Genomic DNA, 16,109 nt, shown 5'->3' with positions numbered 1-16,109 from the left:
CCTCACACCGACCTAATACGTGGATTGATGAGCAGGTAGAGCATGTCGACGATGATGTTGACGACGATGAAGGCGATCGCAACAACGAGAGCGCCTCCCTGCACCAGAGTGACCCAGTTTTCCTGGATGCCCTTCAGCAGGACGACCGTGCCCATGCCGTTGATAGAGAAGATAATTTCGATGACGACCGCACCGCCCATCAGGTACCCGACGCGCAGACCAAGAACAGTGACCGGGGTGATGAGCGCATTGCGCAGGACATTGCGCGCCACAACGATGCGTTTGGGGATGCCCGCGCCAACGGCGGTGCGAACGTAGTCGCGGTCGAGTTCCTCAACCATCGAGGTACGCACGACGCGCGTCATCTGGCCGACGACAGGAACGGCCAGTGCGATCGCAGGCAGGAGCATACGCAGGAACCAACCGCTCGGGTTCACCGTGACATCAGGCAGGGGACCAGAGACCGGGAGCTTCCCGACGAAAGCCATGACCAGCAGCGTTGCCAGCCAGAACGAGGGGGTGCCGATGCCGACCACGGAGAAGACGCGGATGACCTGATCGGGCCAGCGATCACGGTACAGGGCGGCAAGGACCCCGAGGGGGAATGAGATCAGAACGGCGAAAAAGAGACCAAGGAATGTCAACTGTAGGGTGATGGGCAGGGCCTTAGCCACCAGATCCGTCACGCTGGAGGAACCGGCACCGTAGGTACCGAGGTCGCCGTGGAGCATGTTCCACAGGTACGTGCCGTACTGGACTAAAAACGGTTCGTTGAGACCGTGCTGTTCTCGGTAGGCTTCGAGAGCTTCGGGCGTCGCTGACTCACCCAGGGCCGAGTACGCGGGGTCCACGGGAGACAGCGACATGATGAAGAAGACGAGGAAGGACACGCCGACCACCATGATCGGCAAGGCCACCAGTCGTCGTCCGATGAGACGCAGAAGGTTATTCACTGCTAGACCTCCATTTCAACGGATTTTGGTTACGAAAAAGGAGGGGTGGCGCCCGGCTGCGGCGTCTGCCTCAGGGCGGGCGCCGCCCCTCCTTTCGATGTGCCCCCGAGGGGGCCTACTGAACGTTCACGCCGACCAACTGCAGGCCGGTCGTGGGAATCGCGTGGAAGCCCTGAACCTTGGCCGGGTTGGATCCGGTGAGCACGTTGCGGAATACGAGCGGGTACAGGACGGTCTTTTCGGCGAGAAGATCCTGCGCCTCGCCCCACTTCGCGTTGGCTGCATCGCCCTCGAGCTGGCCGGCCTCCTCGATGATGGTCTGAAGCTGGTTGAAGGACTCAGGATCCGAGACCTGCCAGCCGTCACGCTGTTTGGTCCAGTTATTGTTGCCGTTCCACCAGGAGATGATGATGCCGGGATCGTTGCCGAAGACCGAAGGGTCACCGGGGGCGATAATGACGTCGTAGCTGGGCACAGCATCCTTGACGTCAGTCACATTGCTGTACAGGTCGCCGGTCGCCTGGCTGGTGTGGTTAACGGTCAGGCCAAGGGCCTCGAGGTCAGCCGTGATCTGGGGGACCATGGCCACGATCCACGGGTGATCCGTGGTGAGCAGGTTGACTTTCATACCGGAGACGCCCGCATCGTTCAGGAGCTGCGCGGCCGCATCCTTGTCATAGGACAGGTCGGTCGTCGGCTTCTTGTAAGCGGAACTGACCTCGGGCAGGAAGGAGGTGGCCTCAACGGCCTCGCCGTCCAACGCGGTCTCGATAATGGCCTTCTTGTTGATGGCCTTCAGGAACGCGCGACGAACCTCGGGCTGGTCGAAGGGCGCCTTCTGCGTGTTGAACATCATGAAGGCGTTACCGTAGCCGGGTTTGGATTCGACGGTCCAACCGGCGTCCGTCAGGTCCTTCTGCGAAGACGCCGGGACGGACTCAACGACGTCGATCGTGCCATCGAGGGCGGCGGTCAGACGCGCAGCGTCATCCTTCAGGGGGTTCCAGTTGATCGTGTCAACGGTCGCGGGGGTGTTGCCGTTGTAGTGTTCGTTGGGAACCGCGACGATCTTCTGCTCGCCGACCTCGGTGTACTTGTAGGGACCCGAGCCGATCGGCTTGGCCTTCATGGCGTCCGCGTCAGCCGAGGCGGGGGTCACCATGAGGATCGCGAAGCGCTCCTTCAGGGCAGCGAAGGGGTACTTCAGGTGGATGGTGACGGTCTTGTCATCCTTGGCTTCGACTGAGTCGACGAAGGTGTAGAACTGCGCGAAGAGCGAGCCTTCCGCAGTGGCCTTTCCATAGGCTGCAACGACGTCGGCGGCGCTCACATCGGTACCGTCGGAGAACTTGGCGCCTTCACGCAGCGTGACCTCATATTCGGTGTCGGACACCTTCACGGGATCGCCGGAGGCCAGGGCGGGGGTGACGCTGTAGTCAGTCCGGTCCAGGCGGTACAGGCCCTCCAGGACCTGCCAGTTGCTGCCCATGGCCAGCGCTGAGCTGGTCAGAGGGCCGTAGTCGGTCGTGGTGTAGGCCGGGCCAACGTTGAGTTGAGTACCGGTGTCGACCGTTCCGGTGCCGCCGCAAGCGGTCAGGGCCATCGCGGCTGCTGCTGCCAGCGCAGCGCCGGTTGCGAAGTGTTTGCGCATTCGCATGCTCTCGCTCCTCATCTTTGAGAAATGGAACGTGCGGATCTTTTGTTCCGCTCGCTATACTAATCCTATGTTGTCAGACAAATCCGTGCAAGAGATTACAGCACAAGTACCCGACACCACCAACACACAACGCCCAGCAGCAGCGCAGACTGATATGCGCTCCACGGTCACAATGGACGCAATCAAGTCCTACATCCTGCGCCACGGGCTGCGACCCGGCGACCGCCTACCCACCGAGTCAGCACTGTGCGCCGACCTCGGAGTCTCCCGCTCCTCCGTACGCGAAGCACTACGTAAGCTCCAAGCCCTCGACATCGTCACCGTACGACAAGGATCAGGCTCCTACGTCGGCAACATGTCCATGCAGCCCCTCGTCGAAACACTCGTGCTGCGCGCAGCCCTCGACGACATCAACGGCGTCCAATCCCTGCACTCGATCATCGAAACACGCCGCGCCCTCGACCTCGGAATCGCCCTACCCCTCACGCGCGCCATGACAGGCACCTCCAACCCACAGCTGTGGAAACTCGTGCACACGATGACAAAACACGCACACGCCGGCATCTCCTACCTCGACGAGGACATCGCATTCCACTCCCGCCTGCTCGCCTACCTCAACAACCCACTCATGCACCAACTCGTCGCAGCCATGTGGCTGGTCCACCAAAGCGTCACCCCACAACTGGCCACGGCCTCGCGCCAAGAAATGGTCGACACCGCCGCCGCACACGCCGCCATCCTGCGAGCATGCGAAGCCGGAGATACAGACGCCTACACTGCAGCAGTCGACGCTCACTACGCGCCTCTCATCGCCATCATTGAAGGCCGCTGACAAGAAGTCACGGCGCACAGTTCACAAGTTCAGCCCGGCGCCGGGACCGCCATTTCCCATTGCTCCGGGAAACACGAAACCTCCCACAGACCGCGCCCACGCTCGAAGACCACCACGGCCTCGCCCCCACCAATGAGAGCATCCGAATAACCAAAAGCGCCCCGACCCAACGACGCGACCACCCGCGCGCGCACCGGCCCCCGCCACGGCGGACTCACTCGCACGATCTGGCCCAACGCCCGGGCGCCTCGCCCACCGGGATGCACAAAGACATCACCGATCTGACACGCATTACACCCCGGGTCGTCCAGCTCCCACAAGCACCCACCCTCCCAGCACTGACCATCACCCCACGCCAGATAGCGCGCACCCGAACCACGCCCCTCGAAGCCCTGCAGACGACAGTTCGCGACGACGCGGCCACCCCACACCGTCACCGACGTCTCATCCAGGAGGATACCCTCCGGCCCCACAAGGCAGTCAGCAAGGCGCACAATACACCCACCCCGCGCATAGACGACCCGCACGCAGGTTCGCTCCCCCACACGCACCACGTAGGGCATGGCGACGTCGCCGTCGACGCTCGCGGCGCCGCCAGAAGTCGCAAACAAGGCGTCCGCACCCGTGCACTCATACAGCGCATCGGTCACGTCAGCGTAGGTCAGGTCCTCAGGCCCACTCCCCCACGCCCACCAAGCCCGCAGCCGCTCACCGTGCGCACGCGAATCCATGTAGCCGACTGCACCCTCGCTCGACGCAAACGCCAGGTGCATGACACCGTCGGCATCAACGCCGACGCACGCGTCCGAAGACACGGGAGGCGCACCCTCCGGCAAAGAACGCGGGTCCGACCACTCACCGCGCGCGTCGCACTCCATCCAGCGGATCCGGTTCGGGTTCGGCAGGTCCGAGGCCATGGTCAGCCCGTTGAAGTCAGATCCCGTGCCCGAGGCCGGGGCGGGGCGCTCATCATAGAAGAGCAGGATGCGCGCATCGGGTAGCCTCACCAGGGCTGGGATGCGCGCCTCGCCCGCGCCGATCGGTGCGACGATCTGACGAACACCCACCCGAACAGGTGTGTTATACCTCTCACTCATTTGTCCAGCATACACGAGCACCCACACCACGCGTGAAGGCCCCAACAGACAGACAGAAAACCCCGAGGAAACACATTCCTCGGGGTTCTCGCTTAGAAACCGTCAGCGGGTCTCGCGATGCGCCGTCGACTTATGGCAGCGCGGGCAATACTTCGCCAGCTCGAGACGATCCGGCGTGTTACGACGGTTCTTCTTGGTGATGTAGTTGCGCTCCTTGCACTCCGAGCAGGCCAGAGTGATCTTGGGGCGAACGTCCTGAGACTTGCTTGCCACGGTTGTTTCCCTCGCTTAGTTTCGTCGCTCATGCGACCTGTCGGATCAAAGAATTGGTAGCGGGGGCGGGGCTCGAACCCGCGACCTCACGATTATGAGTCGTGCGCTCTGACCAGCTGAGCTACCCCGCCGCCGGAAGCGGATACATCCGCAACCGGAGCCCCGAAAGGGAATCGAACCCTTGACCTTCTCCTTACCATGGAGACGCTCTGCCTACTGAGCTATCGGGGCAACGTCGCAAAGCGTATCTCATGCCCGGGTGCCGAAGCAATCCCAGAACCTGAGAATGACCTCACAGGCGTTTCTCACTGGAACCAGTGAGCGGTGGCAGGTGAGGGATTCGAACCCCCGAAGCACGAAGCATCTGATTTACAGTCAGGTCCATTTGGCCGCTTTGGTAACCTGCCATGCGCCGCTCTCGCGGTGCCGTGAAAGAATAGCATTAAAATAGACTCGAACGCCAATCGAAACACAGATCAGCGGAATACCAACGAAAGGTGCCCCTCATGGCAGACTCCTCCTTCGACGTCGTCTCCAAACTCGACCGCCAAGAAGTCGATAACGCCGTCAACCAGACCGCCAAGGAGATCGCCAACCGCTACGACTTCCGCGGCGTCGACGCTGTCATCACGCTTGGCGGGGACACAATCACGATGGAAGCAAACTCAGCTTCCCGCGTCATGGCAATCCTCGACGTCCTGCAGTCCAAGCTCATCCGCCGCGGCCTATCACTGAAAGTCCTCGACTACAAGGACCGCGAACCCAAGGCCTCCGGCAAGCTCTTCAAGCTGGTCTGCCCACTGAAGGAAGGCATCCCCCAGGACACCGCAAAGAAAATTTCCAAGCTGATCCGTGAGGAGGGACCCAAGGGAGTCAAAGCCCAGATTCAGGGTGACGAACTTCGCGTTTCCTCCAAGTCTCGCGACGACCTGCAGGCCATCATTGCCCTCCTGAAAGGACCCAAGGGCGAGGAACTAGATGTCGCACTCCAGTTTGTGAACTACCGCTAATCGCCTCCCGCACGTGTCAGACAGGCCGCCTTTGAGCCACATTACGGTAAGCGGACGCGGGGCGACGGGACAAGCGCCACAGGGGAAGGCACGGGGCGGACGCGTTAAGCGAACGCGGAGCGGGGCGATGAGATGATCCTGCCCCTAGTCACCCCCCTACCGTTTTGTTACCAGTTCCACTGGATCACCAAGCCGATCTCACAGGGTTCCCGGCAGGTGGCAGTCGAAGAGCGCCCTCATAGCCCCCTACGACGCGACGCGTTGATGACGCTAGGACTTTTGGCTCGCAGGCGCGGAAACACTGCCGGAAACGATCATTGCAAACGCTTCGCCGACGCAAAGAAACCATTGTAGGCGCGCGTCATCGCTTAATAACTCCTCACGGTACATGGCTCAACACGTGAGCGCATAACACCAACGGACGGCCAGACAGACAGGTCAACGCCTGCGACCAGTGGCCTCAGTACCCCGCGATCTCCTCCAGGCGAGCGATGCGCTGCTCCATCGGCGGGTGGGTGGAAAACAGGCGAGCAAAAGAACGCCCTCTGAAAGGATTCGCGATCATCATCGCGGCGACGGTGCGAGTGCGAGGAGTGTCGGCCATCGGACGCCGATCCGTCATCATCTCCAGTTTGCGTAACGCCGAAGCGAGCGCCAACGGATCCTGGGTGAGCATCGCCCCATCTTCGTCAGCGTCAAACTCGCGGGTGCGCGAGAGCGACAACTGAATAAGCATCGACGCGATCGGCGCGAGGATACTCATCGCGACCAGGCCAAGGACGCCCACTCCCCCGTCCTCGTCATCGCGGCGACCGCCCCCAAAAAACATCAGGAACTGCGCGACCGACGTCACGACCCCGCCCATCGCCGCTGCCACGGAAGAGGTGAGGATGTCACGGTTATACACGTGCATGAGTTCGTGCCCGAGGACCCCACGCAGCTCACGCTCGTTCAAGATTTCGAGGATACCCTCCGTACAGCACACGGCCGCATTGTTGGGATTGCGGCCGGTCGCGAACGCGTTCGGCGTCATCGTGGGTGCAACCCAAATGAGGGGCATAGGCTGTCCCGCGCGCTGCGACAGTTCGCGCACAATGGCGTAGAGTTCAGGGCGCTCAAACTCGCTGACCGGGTAGGCGTTCATGGAACGCAGCGCGATGGAAGCGGAATTCCAGTAGGAGAACGCGGTCTGTGCCAGGCCGATACCGGCGAACACCAGGATCCATACTGCACGCCCAGTGCTCTGCGCGACGAGTGCCCCAATGCACACCAACAACGCCCACATGCCGCCCAGCAGGAGCGTCGTCTTCAGTCCATTGTGATAGTTGCGATGCACCATGATCGAGAGCCTAAAGGGGTTACCTGGGAAGGCCCTGAAAGCCAGCCGCAACACGAGTGGGAATCTTTCAGACAAACACAAGGACGCGGACGAAGCCTGGGCACACTACCAGCAGTACCGTTCCCCCTCGGGCACCAGCAACTCCACCGCGCGGACGAAGCCACATTAACAGCCGCCGCCTTCACCTCCCCCACACAAACGAGGCCGCAACCGGAGTAACCGGCCACGGCCTCGTCAGGAAACGAAACGACCTCAGTTGCGTCGTCCCGGACCCGTGTAGTCGTCGAAACGTTCGGGGGCGGTGGGCACGCCCATCTCGCCCATCTCGCCGATCAGGTCGGCGGAGGCGGCGTCCACCTGCGCGCCACGCGAAATGTCGGTCATCACGCGACGGGACACGACCTTGATGCGCTCGCGCTTGCCGCGACCACCGGGCAGCTCACCGTAACCCTCACCCAAGGACTGCTCGTAGGCGTCGAGGAGCTCCCAGCCCTCCCAGGTGGTGAACTCGACGCCGCGGGACTCCAAGAGCGCCACCATCGCATCGTGCCCCACCTCGGCAGTCTTCGCATGCAGGCGCCCCTCAGACGCATCCTCGACGAGGTGCGTGATCGTCTGCTGCGCGTCGGACTTCGTCGAGCCAATGAGGCCAACAGGGCCACGCTTAATCCAGCCGGTCGCATACACGCCAGGAATAACAGGGGCAGACTCATCCTTCGTGGTGTCACCCTCAATGACGCGCCCCTCAACGTTAGGGACCACGCCAGCGCGAGTGTCGAAGGGCAGGCCCGGGATCGGCGACGAATAGTAGCCCACCGCGCGGTACACGGCCTGCACGGGCCACGTCGTGATCACGCCCGTGCCCGACACCGTGCCGTCGCCGTTCAGAGCCGTGCGCTCGGTACGTAGCGCCTTCACGTGACCGCGCTCGTCGGCGACGATCTCCACGGGCGCCTGGAACAAGTGAATATGGATGCGACGCGACGCCGTGTGCTCCTCAGGATCGGCCATCGCGTAGTTCGTCAGCGTCTTAACCACCTGGCGCTGCTGGTTCGACGCGCGCAGCGCCTCCTCAGAGCCCTCGTCGAAGTCGAAGTCCTCCTCCGAGACGATGACGTCCACGTCCGGCACCTTGCCCAGCTCGCGCAGCTCCAGCGGCGTGAACTTCACCTGCGCCGGACCGCGGCGGCCGAACACGTGCACGTCCGTGATCGGGTTGTCGGCCAGGGCCTCGGCGACATTAGCCGGCACCTCGGTCTTGAGCATGTCCTCAGCGTGCTTGGCGAGGACGCGCGAGACGTCCAAAGCCACGTTACCAACACCCAAGACCGCGACCTCGCGAGCCTTCAGCGGCCACGTGCGCGGGTAATCCGGGTTGCCGTCATACCAGGACACGAAGTCCGCGGCACCGTACGACTCGGGCAGGTCCACGCCAGGAATGTCAAGCGGGTGATCACGGTCCGCGCCGGTCGCAATAATGATCGCGTCGTAGTGGTCGCGCAGGTCATCGATCGTCACATCACGGCCCACCTCAACATTACCGAGCAGGCGGATGTCACCGCGCTGAAGAATCTTGTACAGGGCCACAATGATCTGCTTGATGCGCGGATGGTCGGGGGCCACTCCGTAGCGCACCAGTCCGTACGGGGCGGGAAGCCGCTCAAACAGGTCGATGTTCACCTCGAGCCCAGACTTCGAGAGGATGTCCGACGCGTAGATGCCAGCGGGACCGGCGCCGATGACGGCAACGTTGAGCGGTGCCAAGCGAGTTCTCCTTCTTCGTGACCGCGCGCGAATGCGCGCACCTGGGCACCAAGTTTAGCGCCCCAAGGCCAAGGGCATCCTAAGCTGAGACACCAAACACAGCCTCAGCCGTCGCGCGGGACGAGGCCTGGGCGGCTCCCCCACGGACGAGGCCGGGGCGCGGCGGATCCCCCACGGACGAGGCCTGGGCATGTTCGGTTCAGAGGCAACCTCTGCGCAGCCCTCCCAAAAGTCGCATGCAATTCGGTTGACCGAACTTTTCCCATCACCCAGAAACGTTGGAATTGCAACGACACTATTTCAATACATAAAAGGTTAACAGGGAAATTGCATGCGACATTGTTGGGGAACCACGACGATGCCCCATACACGATCCGGCCACGACCGGGACAGGTCGAGAGACATGCGAACGCGAAACCGCCGCCTGGGTCCACTGGTACAACACCCGCCGCCCCCTCTCCCTGGGCGGCATCACACCACAACAAGCAGAAAATCAACACACAACAACACGAAAGGAAGCGGCCTCAACAAGCCTCCACAAAACCCGGGATTTGACACACCCGCTAAGGGGCATTGCACCCGTTACGTGGCGCTGCACCCTTTACGTGGCGCTGCACCCGTTACGTCGCGCTGCACCCGTTACGTCGCGCTGCACCCGAACAGAAGGGGTGCAATGCCTACAGATCGGGTGCACGACCCCCGCCACAAGCTCACATGCGGACCTGCCCGAAAGGACGTCCACGGACCCGACAGGCTTGGCTGGGCCCGGCGGCAACGAACCCCAGACAGCCAACCGGGCCCGAGGGCGGCAGGGCCTGACGGGCCTTCGAGACGACGAGCCGAGCGGGCGGCTCGCGGCGCAGACAACGAGCGGGCCACCGAGCGCGCGGCTCGCGGCGCTGCGCGGCATCAAGCCCGGGCGCGGGGCACACATACGCCGAGCCCGGGCGCGGGGCACACATACAACGAGCCCGGACGCGGGGCACACATACGACGAGGCCGGGGCCAGCCGCGCGCAACAGCACGACCGAGCCCCGGCCTCGTGAAAAAATCAAGCCAAGCGATCCACCATGAGATGCGCGAAGGCCTCCAGCGCCTTCTTCGGCTCGCCCTTCGGCAGCGGCGCGAGCGTTGCAACCGCGTCATCCGCCCACGTGCGCGCAAGCTCACGCGTCTCTCCAAGCACGTCATGGCAGCGCAACTGCTCCACGACGGACGCGAGAGCCTCATCGGACGACAGATCTCCGCTCAGATCCCGCAGAATGCGCTCCCCCGCCTGGTCGATCGTGCCGGCGGCTTCCCGGCGACGCAGCAGCAAAACCGGCAGCGTATCCACGCCTTCACGCAAGTCAGTGCCGGGCGTCTTACCGGACTGCTCACCCGACGAAGCAAGATCCAGCACGTCGTCAGCGATCTGAAAGGCGACCCCCACCTTTTCCCCGAACTCGGCCAAGACATCACTAACGAGCGACCCAGCGCCCGCCAGCAGCGCACCGAAAGACGCGGCGGCTGACACAAGCGAACCCGTTTTGTCAGCCAAAACCTGCAGGTAGAAGTCCACACGATCCACCCCGTCGGTCGGCCCGAACGTCTCATTGAGCTGCCCCTCGCACAGCCGTTCAAAGGTACGCGCATGGCTAGCGACCATGTCAGGACCCAGGGAGGCGATAAGCAGCGACGCACGAGCGAACAGAATGTCGCCCGCCAGGATCGCGCGATTATTACCCCAAAGGTGCTGGGCGGAGGGCACCCCTCGACGCGTCGGAGCAGAATCCATGACATCGTCGTGATACAGCGACGCCAGGTGCGTCAGCTCGACAGCCGTCGCGGCCGCGATGACCTTATCGCCGAGTGCGCGCTCGGGATCACCCAACTGCGCACACACGAGGGTCAGCAGCGGACGCATCCGCTTGCCGCCCGCCACCGCCAGATGACGCGTCATCTCGTCAATGAGGTCACGAGACGAGGACACCGCCTCGAGCAAACGACGCTCGACGACCTCGAGCCCCGGCGTGATACGGGCCTCGAGGTCGGGAACATGAAGATCGGGTGTTTGAGCACTCACGGGATCAGTATGACGATCTTTTCAAGCAGGCTCAACACGGGGCCAGGGAACACGCCAAGCGCAACGGTTCCGACGGCACACACCACGATCGCCAAAGCGGACAGGCCTTCAGAGCGAACCACGACAGAATCCTCACCAGGCTCGGTGAAGAACATGACGCGCACCAGGCGGAAATAGTAGAACGCGGTAATCGCCGAAGCAACGAGGCCAACGACCGCGAGCCAGCCGATGCCACCCTTGATCGCATCGGAGAAAATCACGAACTTCCCGATGAATCCACCGGTCAGCGGGATACCCGCGAAGGAAAGGAGGAAGACCAGCATCGAACCCGCAATCCACGGGTTCGTGCGGCCAATACCCGCCCACTTACGCATGCTCGTCGCCTCACCCAGGACGTTGCCCTCGGAATCGCGACCGCGCACGAGCGCAACCACACCGAATGCTCCGACCGTGGCCAGGCCGTAACCCAACGTGTAGAACAACACATGACCCGTGCCGCCCTTCTGGATCGCGAGGATACCCATCAGGATGAAGCCCGCATGAGCGATGGACGAGAAGGCCAGCATCCGCTTGACGTCGTCTTGCACAAGGCCCGCGAAGGTACCGACAATGATCGTCAGCACGGCGACCGCCGCGAAGACGTACAGGAAGTCCCACTGCAGGTAGGCGGCAACGGCCTGATAGAAGCGCGCCATCGCGGCGAAGGCCGCGATCTTCACGGCTGCGGCCATGAAACCCGTCACCGGGGTCGGGGCGCCCGTGTAGACGTCCGGAGTCCACGCGTGGAAGGGCGCGGCACCCACCTTAAACAGCAAGCCCACCATCACGCAGAACACGCCAACCAGGACCATCCAGTCCATGTTCGTGTGAGCGGAGATAGCCGCGCCCAGCGCGGAAATCTGCAACGTGTTGCCGAACCCGAAAAGGAACGCGATACCCATGAGCATGAAAGCGGAGGAGAATGCGCCGAGCACGAAGTATTTGAGTGCAGACTCGTACGACAACTGTCGACGGTAGCGTGCCGTCGCGGCCATGGTGTACAGAGGCAGCGACATAACTTCGAGCGCCACGAACAGGGTCACGAAGTTGTCGGCCGCTGGGAAGATCATCATGCCGCCCAGCGAGAAGAGGGTGAGCGGGAACATTTCAGAACGCTGGTAGTTTGCGCGTTCCGTGAGTTCCTCAGCCGCCGATTCAGGACGGTCGGAGGGCTGGCCCGCAAACGCGCCGTCGCCGACGCTGGTACGGTCCGCCATGACCAGGACGGCCAGGAAACCGATGATCACGAGGATGGACTGAGCGCCAACCGAAAGCGGGTCCTCGATGTACTCCCCCAGCGAGGCCGGGGAAGCGAGGACAGGTGCCCAACGCAAAGCAAGTATGACGGCGGCGCCAGCGGTCGCTAGGACCGACAGAGCGATGACGATGGGGCGGCGCGCCTTGGCTGGGGCGAAGGCCTCAACGAGAATGCCGAAGACGGCACCACCCAGCACGAGGAGGATAGGCGCGAGGCTCAACCAGTGAACCTCGGGGGCCTGGAAGTTAGCCATGGGTAGGACGTTCACTGTGCGCTCCCTTCAGAGGTGGCGCCGACCTGCGAAGTGGCCAGGTCGAGGTCTGAAGCAACCGGGGTCAGGGCGCTCACGAGGGGCGCCGACCAGATACCAAGGATGAGCATCGCGGCCACGAGCGGTGCCATGACGCCGCGTTCGCGCGCCCCAAGGTCCGCCAGGTCCTCCTTGCCTTTGCCGGGCGCGCCCGTGAAGACACGCTGGTAGGGCATGAGGATGTAGAGGGCGGCGATGACGACGCCGAGGACCGCGAAGAGCGCCAGCGGGCCGTTGACCGTCCATGTGCCCATGAGCACGAGGTACTCGGGGACGAAGCCGGACAGGCCTGGAAGCGCGATGGAAGCAAGCCCAGAGAAGAGCCACAGGCCGGCGAGGACCGGCGTAACTTTCTGCATGCCGACGTACTCGCGCATATCCTGTGTGCCGCCGCGACGCGAGAGCCAGCCGGACAGGAGGAACATCGCGGCGATGGAGACGCCGTGAGCGACCATGTAGAACATGGCGCCAACCAGGGCGATCTGCGAGCCGATGAAGACGCCCAGCACCATGAACCCGAAGTGCGACACGGAGGTGTAGGACACGAGGCGCATGATGTCGTTCTGTCCGTTGGCGGACAGGCCGCCCCACAGGATGGAGACGACAGCGAGGACGCACATGACCCACTTGGCGGACGCGGAGGCGCCGGGGGTGAGCTGCAAGCACATCGTGATCATGCCGAAGGTGCCGATCTTGTCCAGGACGCCGACCAACAGCACGGACGTGCCGGGGCGAGCAACGGCGGCCGCATCAGGCAGCCACGTGTGAACGGGAACCATCGGGGCCTTGATCGCGAAGGCGACCATGAAGGTCACGAAGATGACCATCTGCGCGGGCATGGACTGGGTCGGCAGGATACCTGCGAGGGTGTCCATGCGGAAGAAGGCCGTCGTGTCCGCCTGGGTGGCGGCCAGGCGCGCCCAAATGTAGATGATGCCACCAAGCATGACGAGGCCGCCGAAGAGCGAGTAAAGCAGGAACTTCATCGCGGCCTTGTGGCGCGCTGACGCCTCGCCGAGGCCGTAGCGTCCGATCATCAGGTAGAGCGGGACCAGCATCGCTTCGAACGCGATGTAGAAGACCGCCAGGTCGAAGGCCGCGAAGATGAGGACCATGAAGGCCTGGAGCGACAGGACCAGGGCGGGCTGTGCTCCTCGGTCCTCGTTCTCGTTCCAGCCTGCGACCAGAACGATCGGGACGAGGACGAGAGCCAGGAGAATCATGACGAGGCCGAGAGACGTAACGGCCACGGACCAGGTCACGCCGATCTGCGGGATCCACGTGCGGGACTCGTAGAGCTGGTACGAGGCCGGGGCCGACCAGTTGAACGCGGTGGCGGCCACGTACACGCCGAGGCAGAGCTCGACGAGGGCGATAACTAAGGCGACCAGGCGCCCAGCGGCGCGCCGCAGGGGCGGGACGAAGCCGAGGAGGGCCGCGCCCGCGGCCGGGATGGCCACGAGGACGGTCAGCCACGGGAAGTTAGCAGCAACCATTGCACTTTCCATTGTCGTAAACCCCTTAGAGCCTGAATCCGAGGACGATGGCCAGGGCGAGGATGACGCCTCCCAGGATGTAGGCGGCGTACGTGCGTACGAGGCCGTTCTGGGTGACACCGACGAGGCGTCCGAGCAGTTGCGAGCCGCCTCCGAGGCCGTTCAGTGCTCCATCGATGGCACTCGCATCGCCGACGGTTGCGACGGTGACGAGGCCTTTGGCGGGCATCATGAACAGGGTTTCGTTGACGGTGTCCTGGTAGAGGTCGCGGCGAGCGGCCTCGGTCAGGGCGTTACCTGCGGGGACGGAGGTGGGGACTTCGTCGCGCCCGTACTTCATCCACGCGATGAGCGCGCCGACGATGACGAGGGCGAGCGTGGCTCCCTGGATAACGTACTCGTTCATGACGGGGTGTCCGTGTTCGAGCTGGCCGATAGAGGGGGCCAGCCAGGTGACGAACGCGTCGCCCACGGACAGGGCACCGCCCAGGACAACCGCGCCGATCGCGAGGATGATCATGGGGATCGTCATGAGGGGACCGGACTCGTGCGGGTGCACGGGCGCGCCCTCAGCTTCGGTGGTCCAGCGGGCCTTGCCGTGGAACGTCATGAAGAAGAGGCGGGACATGTAGAACGCTGTCACGCCGGCGCCAACCAGCGCGACGGTTCCGTAGACCCAACCGATCCAGGTGGCTTCTGTGGTGGCGAAGGTGTGGGCGCTGAACGCGGCCTCGATGATCTTGTCCTTCGACCAGTAACCGGCGAAGGGCGGGACGCCGAGGATCGCGAGCCAGCCCATCATGAAGGTCAGCCACGTGACTTTCATGGCACCGCGCAGGGCCCCAAAGCGGCGCATGTTGACCTGGTCGCCCATGCCGTGCATGACGGAACCAGCACCGAGGAACATGAGGGCCTTGAAGAAGCCGTGCGTGAAGAGGTGGAAGATCGCGAAGGCCCAGCCGATGGGACCCAGGCCCGCGCCGAGCATCATGTAGCCGATCTGGCTCATGGTTGAGGCTGCGAGGACCTTCTTCATGTCGTCCTTCGCACAGCCGACGATCGCTCCGAAGAGGAGGGTGATCGCACCGACAATGGCGACAGCGGTGGAGGCCACGGGCGCGGCGACGAAGATGGCGCCTGAGCGGACGATCAGGTAGACGCCTGCGGTGACCATCGTGGCCGCGTGAATGAGGGCGGACACGGGGGTGGGACCCGCCATGGCGTCGCCCAACCATGCTTGCAGTGGGAACTGAGCGGACTTACCGCAGGCAGCCACGAGCAGGAAGAAGCCGATGAACGTGGCGGAGGCGACGGGAATCGTCGAGGCCTGGGCTGAAACGTCCGCGAAGGACACGGAATGGAAGGAGGCGACCATGGCCATCATGGCGATGAGCATGCCCATATCGCCGACGCGGTTCATGACGAACGCCTTCTTGGCGGCCACCGCGTTGGCGGGCACGTGGTTCCAGAAGCCGATGAGCAGGTACGAGGCCAGGCCTACGCCTTCCCACCCGGCGAAGAGGCCGACGTAAGAGTCGGCCAGCACCAGCGTGAGCATCGCAGCGATGAAGAAGTTCAGGTAGGCGAAGAAACGTCGGCGGGCCTCGTCGTGCTCCATGTAGGCGATCGCGTACACGTGGATGAGCGAGCCGACGAAGGTGACGAGGAGGACGAAGGTGATGGACAGCGGATCGACGAGCAGGCCGAAGTTCACGGTGAAATCACCGGCGGGGATCCACGTGAAGAGGGTTTGCGCGTAGCGACGCGCGTCTTCGGGGGAACCCCACATTTGGGCGGCGATGGTCGCACCGATGACGAAGGTCGACCAGGATGCGAGGGTCGCCAGCAGGTGGCCCCACTTGTCGGCTGAGCGTCCCGCCAGCAGAAGCAGTCCTGCGCTGACGAGCGGGATGAGGATGAGGAGCCACGCGTAGGAGGCGGCTCCGGTGACGCCGACCGTCTGGGCGGCGCTGGGAGCCTGCGCGGACATGAAGGTGGTCATGAGTTACGTCCTCC

Annotated in this window: 12 protein-coding genes, 3 tRNA genes and 1 pseudogene; 3 read left to right on the top strand and 13 right to left on the bottom strand. The window is 63.4% G+C overall.

The features are described from left to right. Positions 1–2: 2 nt before the first annotated feature. Entirely contained in the window at positions 3–953 is a 951-nt protein-coding gene (locus RYL44_RS00720) for an ABC transporter permease (RefSeq protein ID WP_314769843.1), read from the bottom strand. 115 nt (positions 954–1,068) lie between these two features. Then, positions 1,069–2,610, bottom strand: coding sequence for an ABC transporter substrate-binding protein (locus RYL44_RS00715; RefSeq protein WP_073982701.1), 1,542 nt, complete (start codon positions 2,608–2,610; stop codon positions 1,069–1,071). 67 nt (positions 2,611–2,677) lie between these two features. On the opposite strand from RYL44_RS00715, the gene RYL44_RS00710 reads away from it, so the two are divergent. Next, a complete protein-coding gene (locus tag RYL44_RS00710) occupies positions 2,678–3,442 on the top strand; it encodes a FadR/GntR family transcriptional regulator (protein WP_314974781.1) in 765 nt (254 codons plus the stop codon). A gap of 29 nt (positions 3,443–3,471) precedes the next feature. On the opposite strand, the gene RYL44_RS00705 is transcribed toward RYL44_RS00710, so the two are convergent. From RYL44_RS00705 to RYL44_RS00685, 5 genes are all read right to left on the bottom strand, one after another. Next, complete coding sequence (locus RYL44_RS00705; protein ID WP_314974780.1) at positions 3,472–4,539, bottom strand: sialidase family protein; 1,068 nt, start codon at positions 4,537–4,539, stop codon at positions 3,472–3,474. Positions 4,540–4,641: 102 nt separating this feature from the next. Continuing rightward, positions 4,642–4,812 carry a 50S ribosomal protein L33 gene (gene rpmG, locus RYL44_RS00700; protein WP_003792256.1) on the bottom strand — a complete coding sequence of 57 codons (171 nt, stop codon included), beginning with the start codon at positions 4,810–4,812 and terminating at the stop codon, positions 4,642–4,644. A gap of 54 nt (positions 4,813–4,866) precedes the next feature. Next, a tRNA-Met gene (locus tag RYL44_RS00695) sits at positions 4,867–4,943 on the bottom strand. A gap of 27 nt (positions 4,944–4,970) precedes the next feature. After that, positions 4,971–5,043: transfer RNA gene (locus RYL44_RS00690), tRNA-Thr, on the bottom strand. Positions 5,044–5,137: 94 nt separating this feature from the next. Further along, positions 5,138–5,219: transfer RNA gene (locus RYL44_RS00685), tRNA-Tyr, on the bottom strand. A 99-nt stretch (positions 5,220–5,318) separates the two neighbouring features. Between RYL44_RS00685 and RYL44_RS00680 the strand changes: the two genes are divergently transcribed. Further along, positions 5,319–5,822, top strand: a complete 504-nt coding sequence (locus tag RYL44_RS00680; RefSeq protein ID WP_314769090.1) for a YajQ family cyclic di-GMP-binding protein — start codon at positions 5,319–5,321, stop codon at positions 5,820–5,822. A 460-nt stretch (positions 5,823–6,282) separates the two neighbouring features. Here RYL44_RS00680 and htpX read toward each other — a convergent pair whose 3' ends face one another. Together htpX and RYL44_RS00670 are read right to left on the bottom strand one after the other, a co-directional pair. After that, positions 6,283–7,161 carry a zinc metalloprotease HtpX gene (gene htpX, locus RYL44_RS00675; protein WP_314974779.1) on the bottom strand — a complete coding sequence of 293 codons (879 nt, stop codon included), beginning with the start codon at positions 7,159–7,161 and terminating at the stop codon, positions 6,283–6,285. 252 nt (positions 7,162–7,413) lie between these two features. After that, positions 7,414–8,925 (bottom strand): FAD-dependent oxidoreductase, encoded by a 1,512-nt coding sequence (locus RYL44_RS00670; protein WP_314974778.1) that lies wholly within the window; start codon positions 8,923–8,925, stop codon positions 7,414–7,416. Positions 8,926–9,314: 389 nt separating this feature from the next. Between RYL44_RS00670 and RYL44_RS10175 the strand changes: the two are divergent. Beyond that, positions 9,315–9,455, top strand: a pseudogene (locus RYL44_RS10175) (IS3 family transposase); the annotation flags it as partial. 521 nt (positions 9,456–9,976) lie between these two features. Here the strand turns inward: RYL44_RS10175 and RYL44_RS00665 are convergent. The 4 genes from RYL44_RS00665 to nuoL are packed head-to-tail and all read right to left on the bottom strand — an operon-like array spanning position 9,977 to position 16,095. Further along, on the bottom strand, positions 9,977–10,990 hold the full coding sequence (locus RYL44_RS00665) for a polyprenyl synthetase family protein (RefSeq protein ID WP_073982697.1): 1,014 nt from the start codon (positions 10,988–10,990) through the stop codon (positions 9,977–9,979). Next, positions 10,987–12,540 carry an NADH-quinone oxidoreductase subunit NuoN gene (nuoN, locus tag RYL44_RS00660; protein WP_314974804.1) on the bottom strand — a complete coding sequence of 518 codons (1,554 nt, stop codon included), beginning with the start codon at positions 12,538–12,540 and terminating at the stop codon, positions 10,987–10,989. Before nuoN ends, RYL44_RS00665 begins: the two co-directional genes overlap by 4 nt. An 11-nt stretch (positions 12,541–12,551) precedes the next feature. Next, complete coding sequence (locus RYL44_RS00655; protein ID WP_314974777.1) at positions 12,552–14,093, bottom strand: complex I subunit 4 family protein; 1,542 nt, start codon at positions 14,091–14,093, stop codon at positions 12,552–12,554. A gap of 25 nt (positions 14,094–14,118) precedes the next feature. Continuing rightward, positions 14,119–16,095 carry an NADH-quinone oxidoreductase subunit L gene (nuoL, locus tag RYL44_RS00650; RefSeq protein WP_314974776.1) on the bottom strand — a complete coding sequence of 659 codons (1,977 nt, stop codon included), beginning with the start codon at positions 16,093–16,095 and terminating at the stop codon, positions 14,119–14,121. Positions 16,096–16,109: the final 14 nt, after the last annotated feature.

It is taken from the genome of Actinomyces bouchesdurhonensis (assembly GCF_963540955.1).
GTDB lineage: Bacteria > Actinomycetota > Actinomycetes > Actinomycetales > Actinomycetaceae > Pauljensenia > Pauljensenia bouchesdurhonensis.
The sequence above is the reverse complement of the archived record's forward strand: the minus strand, read 5'-3'. Positions and strand labels throughout refer to the sequence as shown.

Excerpts from the sequence above, each read along its gene's own strand:
- RYL44_RS00715 (WP_073982701.1), bottom strand. The coding sequence starts at position 2,610 with ATGCGAATGCGCAAACACTTCGCAACCGGCGCTGCGCTGGCAGCAGCA.
- RYL44_RS00710 (WP_314974781.1), top strand. The coding sequence starts at position 2,678 with ATGTTGTCAGACAAATCCGTGCAAGAGATTACAGCACAAGTACCCGAC.
- RYL44_RS00705 (WP_314974780.1), bottom strand. The coding sequence starts at position 4,539 with ATGAGTGAGAGGTATAACACACCTGTTCGGGTGGGTGTTCGTCAGATC.
- RYL44_RS00680 (WP_314769090.1), top strand. The coding sequence starts at position 5,319 with ATGGCAGACTCCTCCTTCGACGTCGTCTCCAAACTCGACCGCCAAGAA.
- htpX (WP_314974779.1), bottom strand. The coding sequence starts at position 7,161 with ATGGTGCATCGCAACTATCACAATGGACTGAAGACGACGCTCCTGCTG.
- nuoN (WP_314974804.1), bottom strand. The coding sequence starts at position 12,540 with ATGGCTAACTTCCAGGCCCCCGAGGTTCACTGGTTGAGCCTCGCGCCT.
- RYL44_RS00655 (WP_314974777.1), bottom strand. The coding sequence starts at position 14,093 with ATGGTTGCTGCTAACTTCCCGTGGCTGACCGTCCTCGTGGCCATCCCG.
- nuoL (WP_314974776.1), bottom strand. The coding sequence starts at position 16,095 with ATGACCACCTTCATGTCCGCGCAGGCTCCCAGCGCCGCCCAGACGGTC.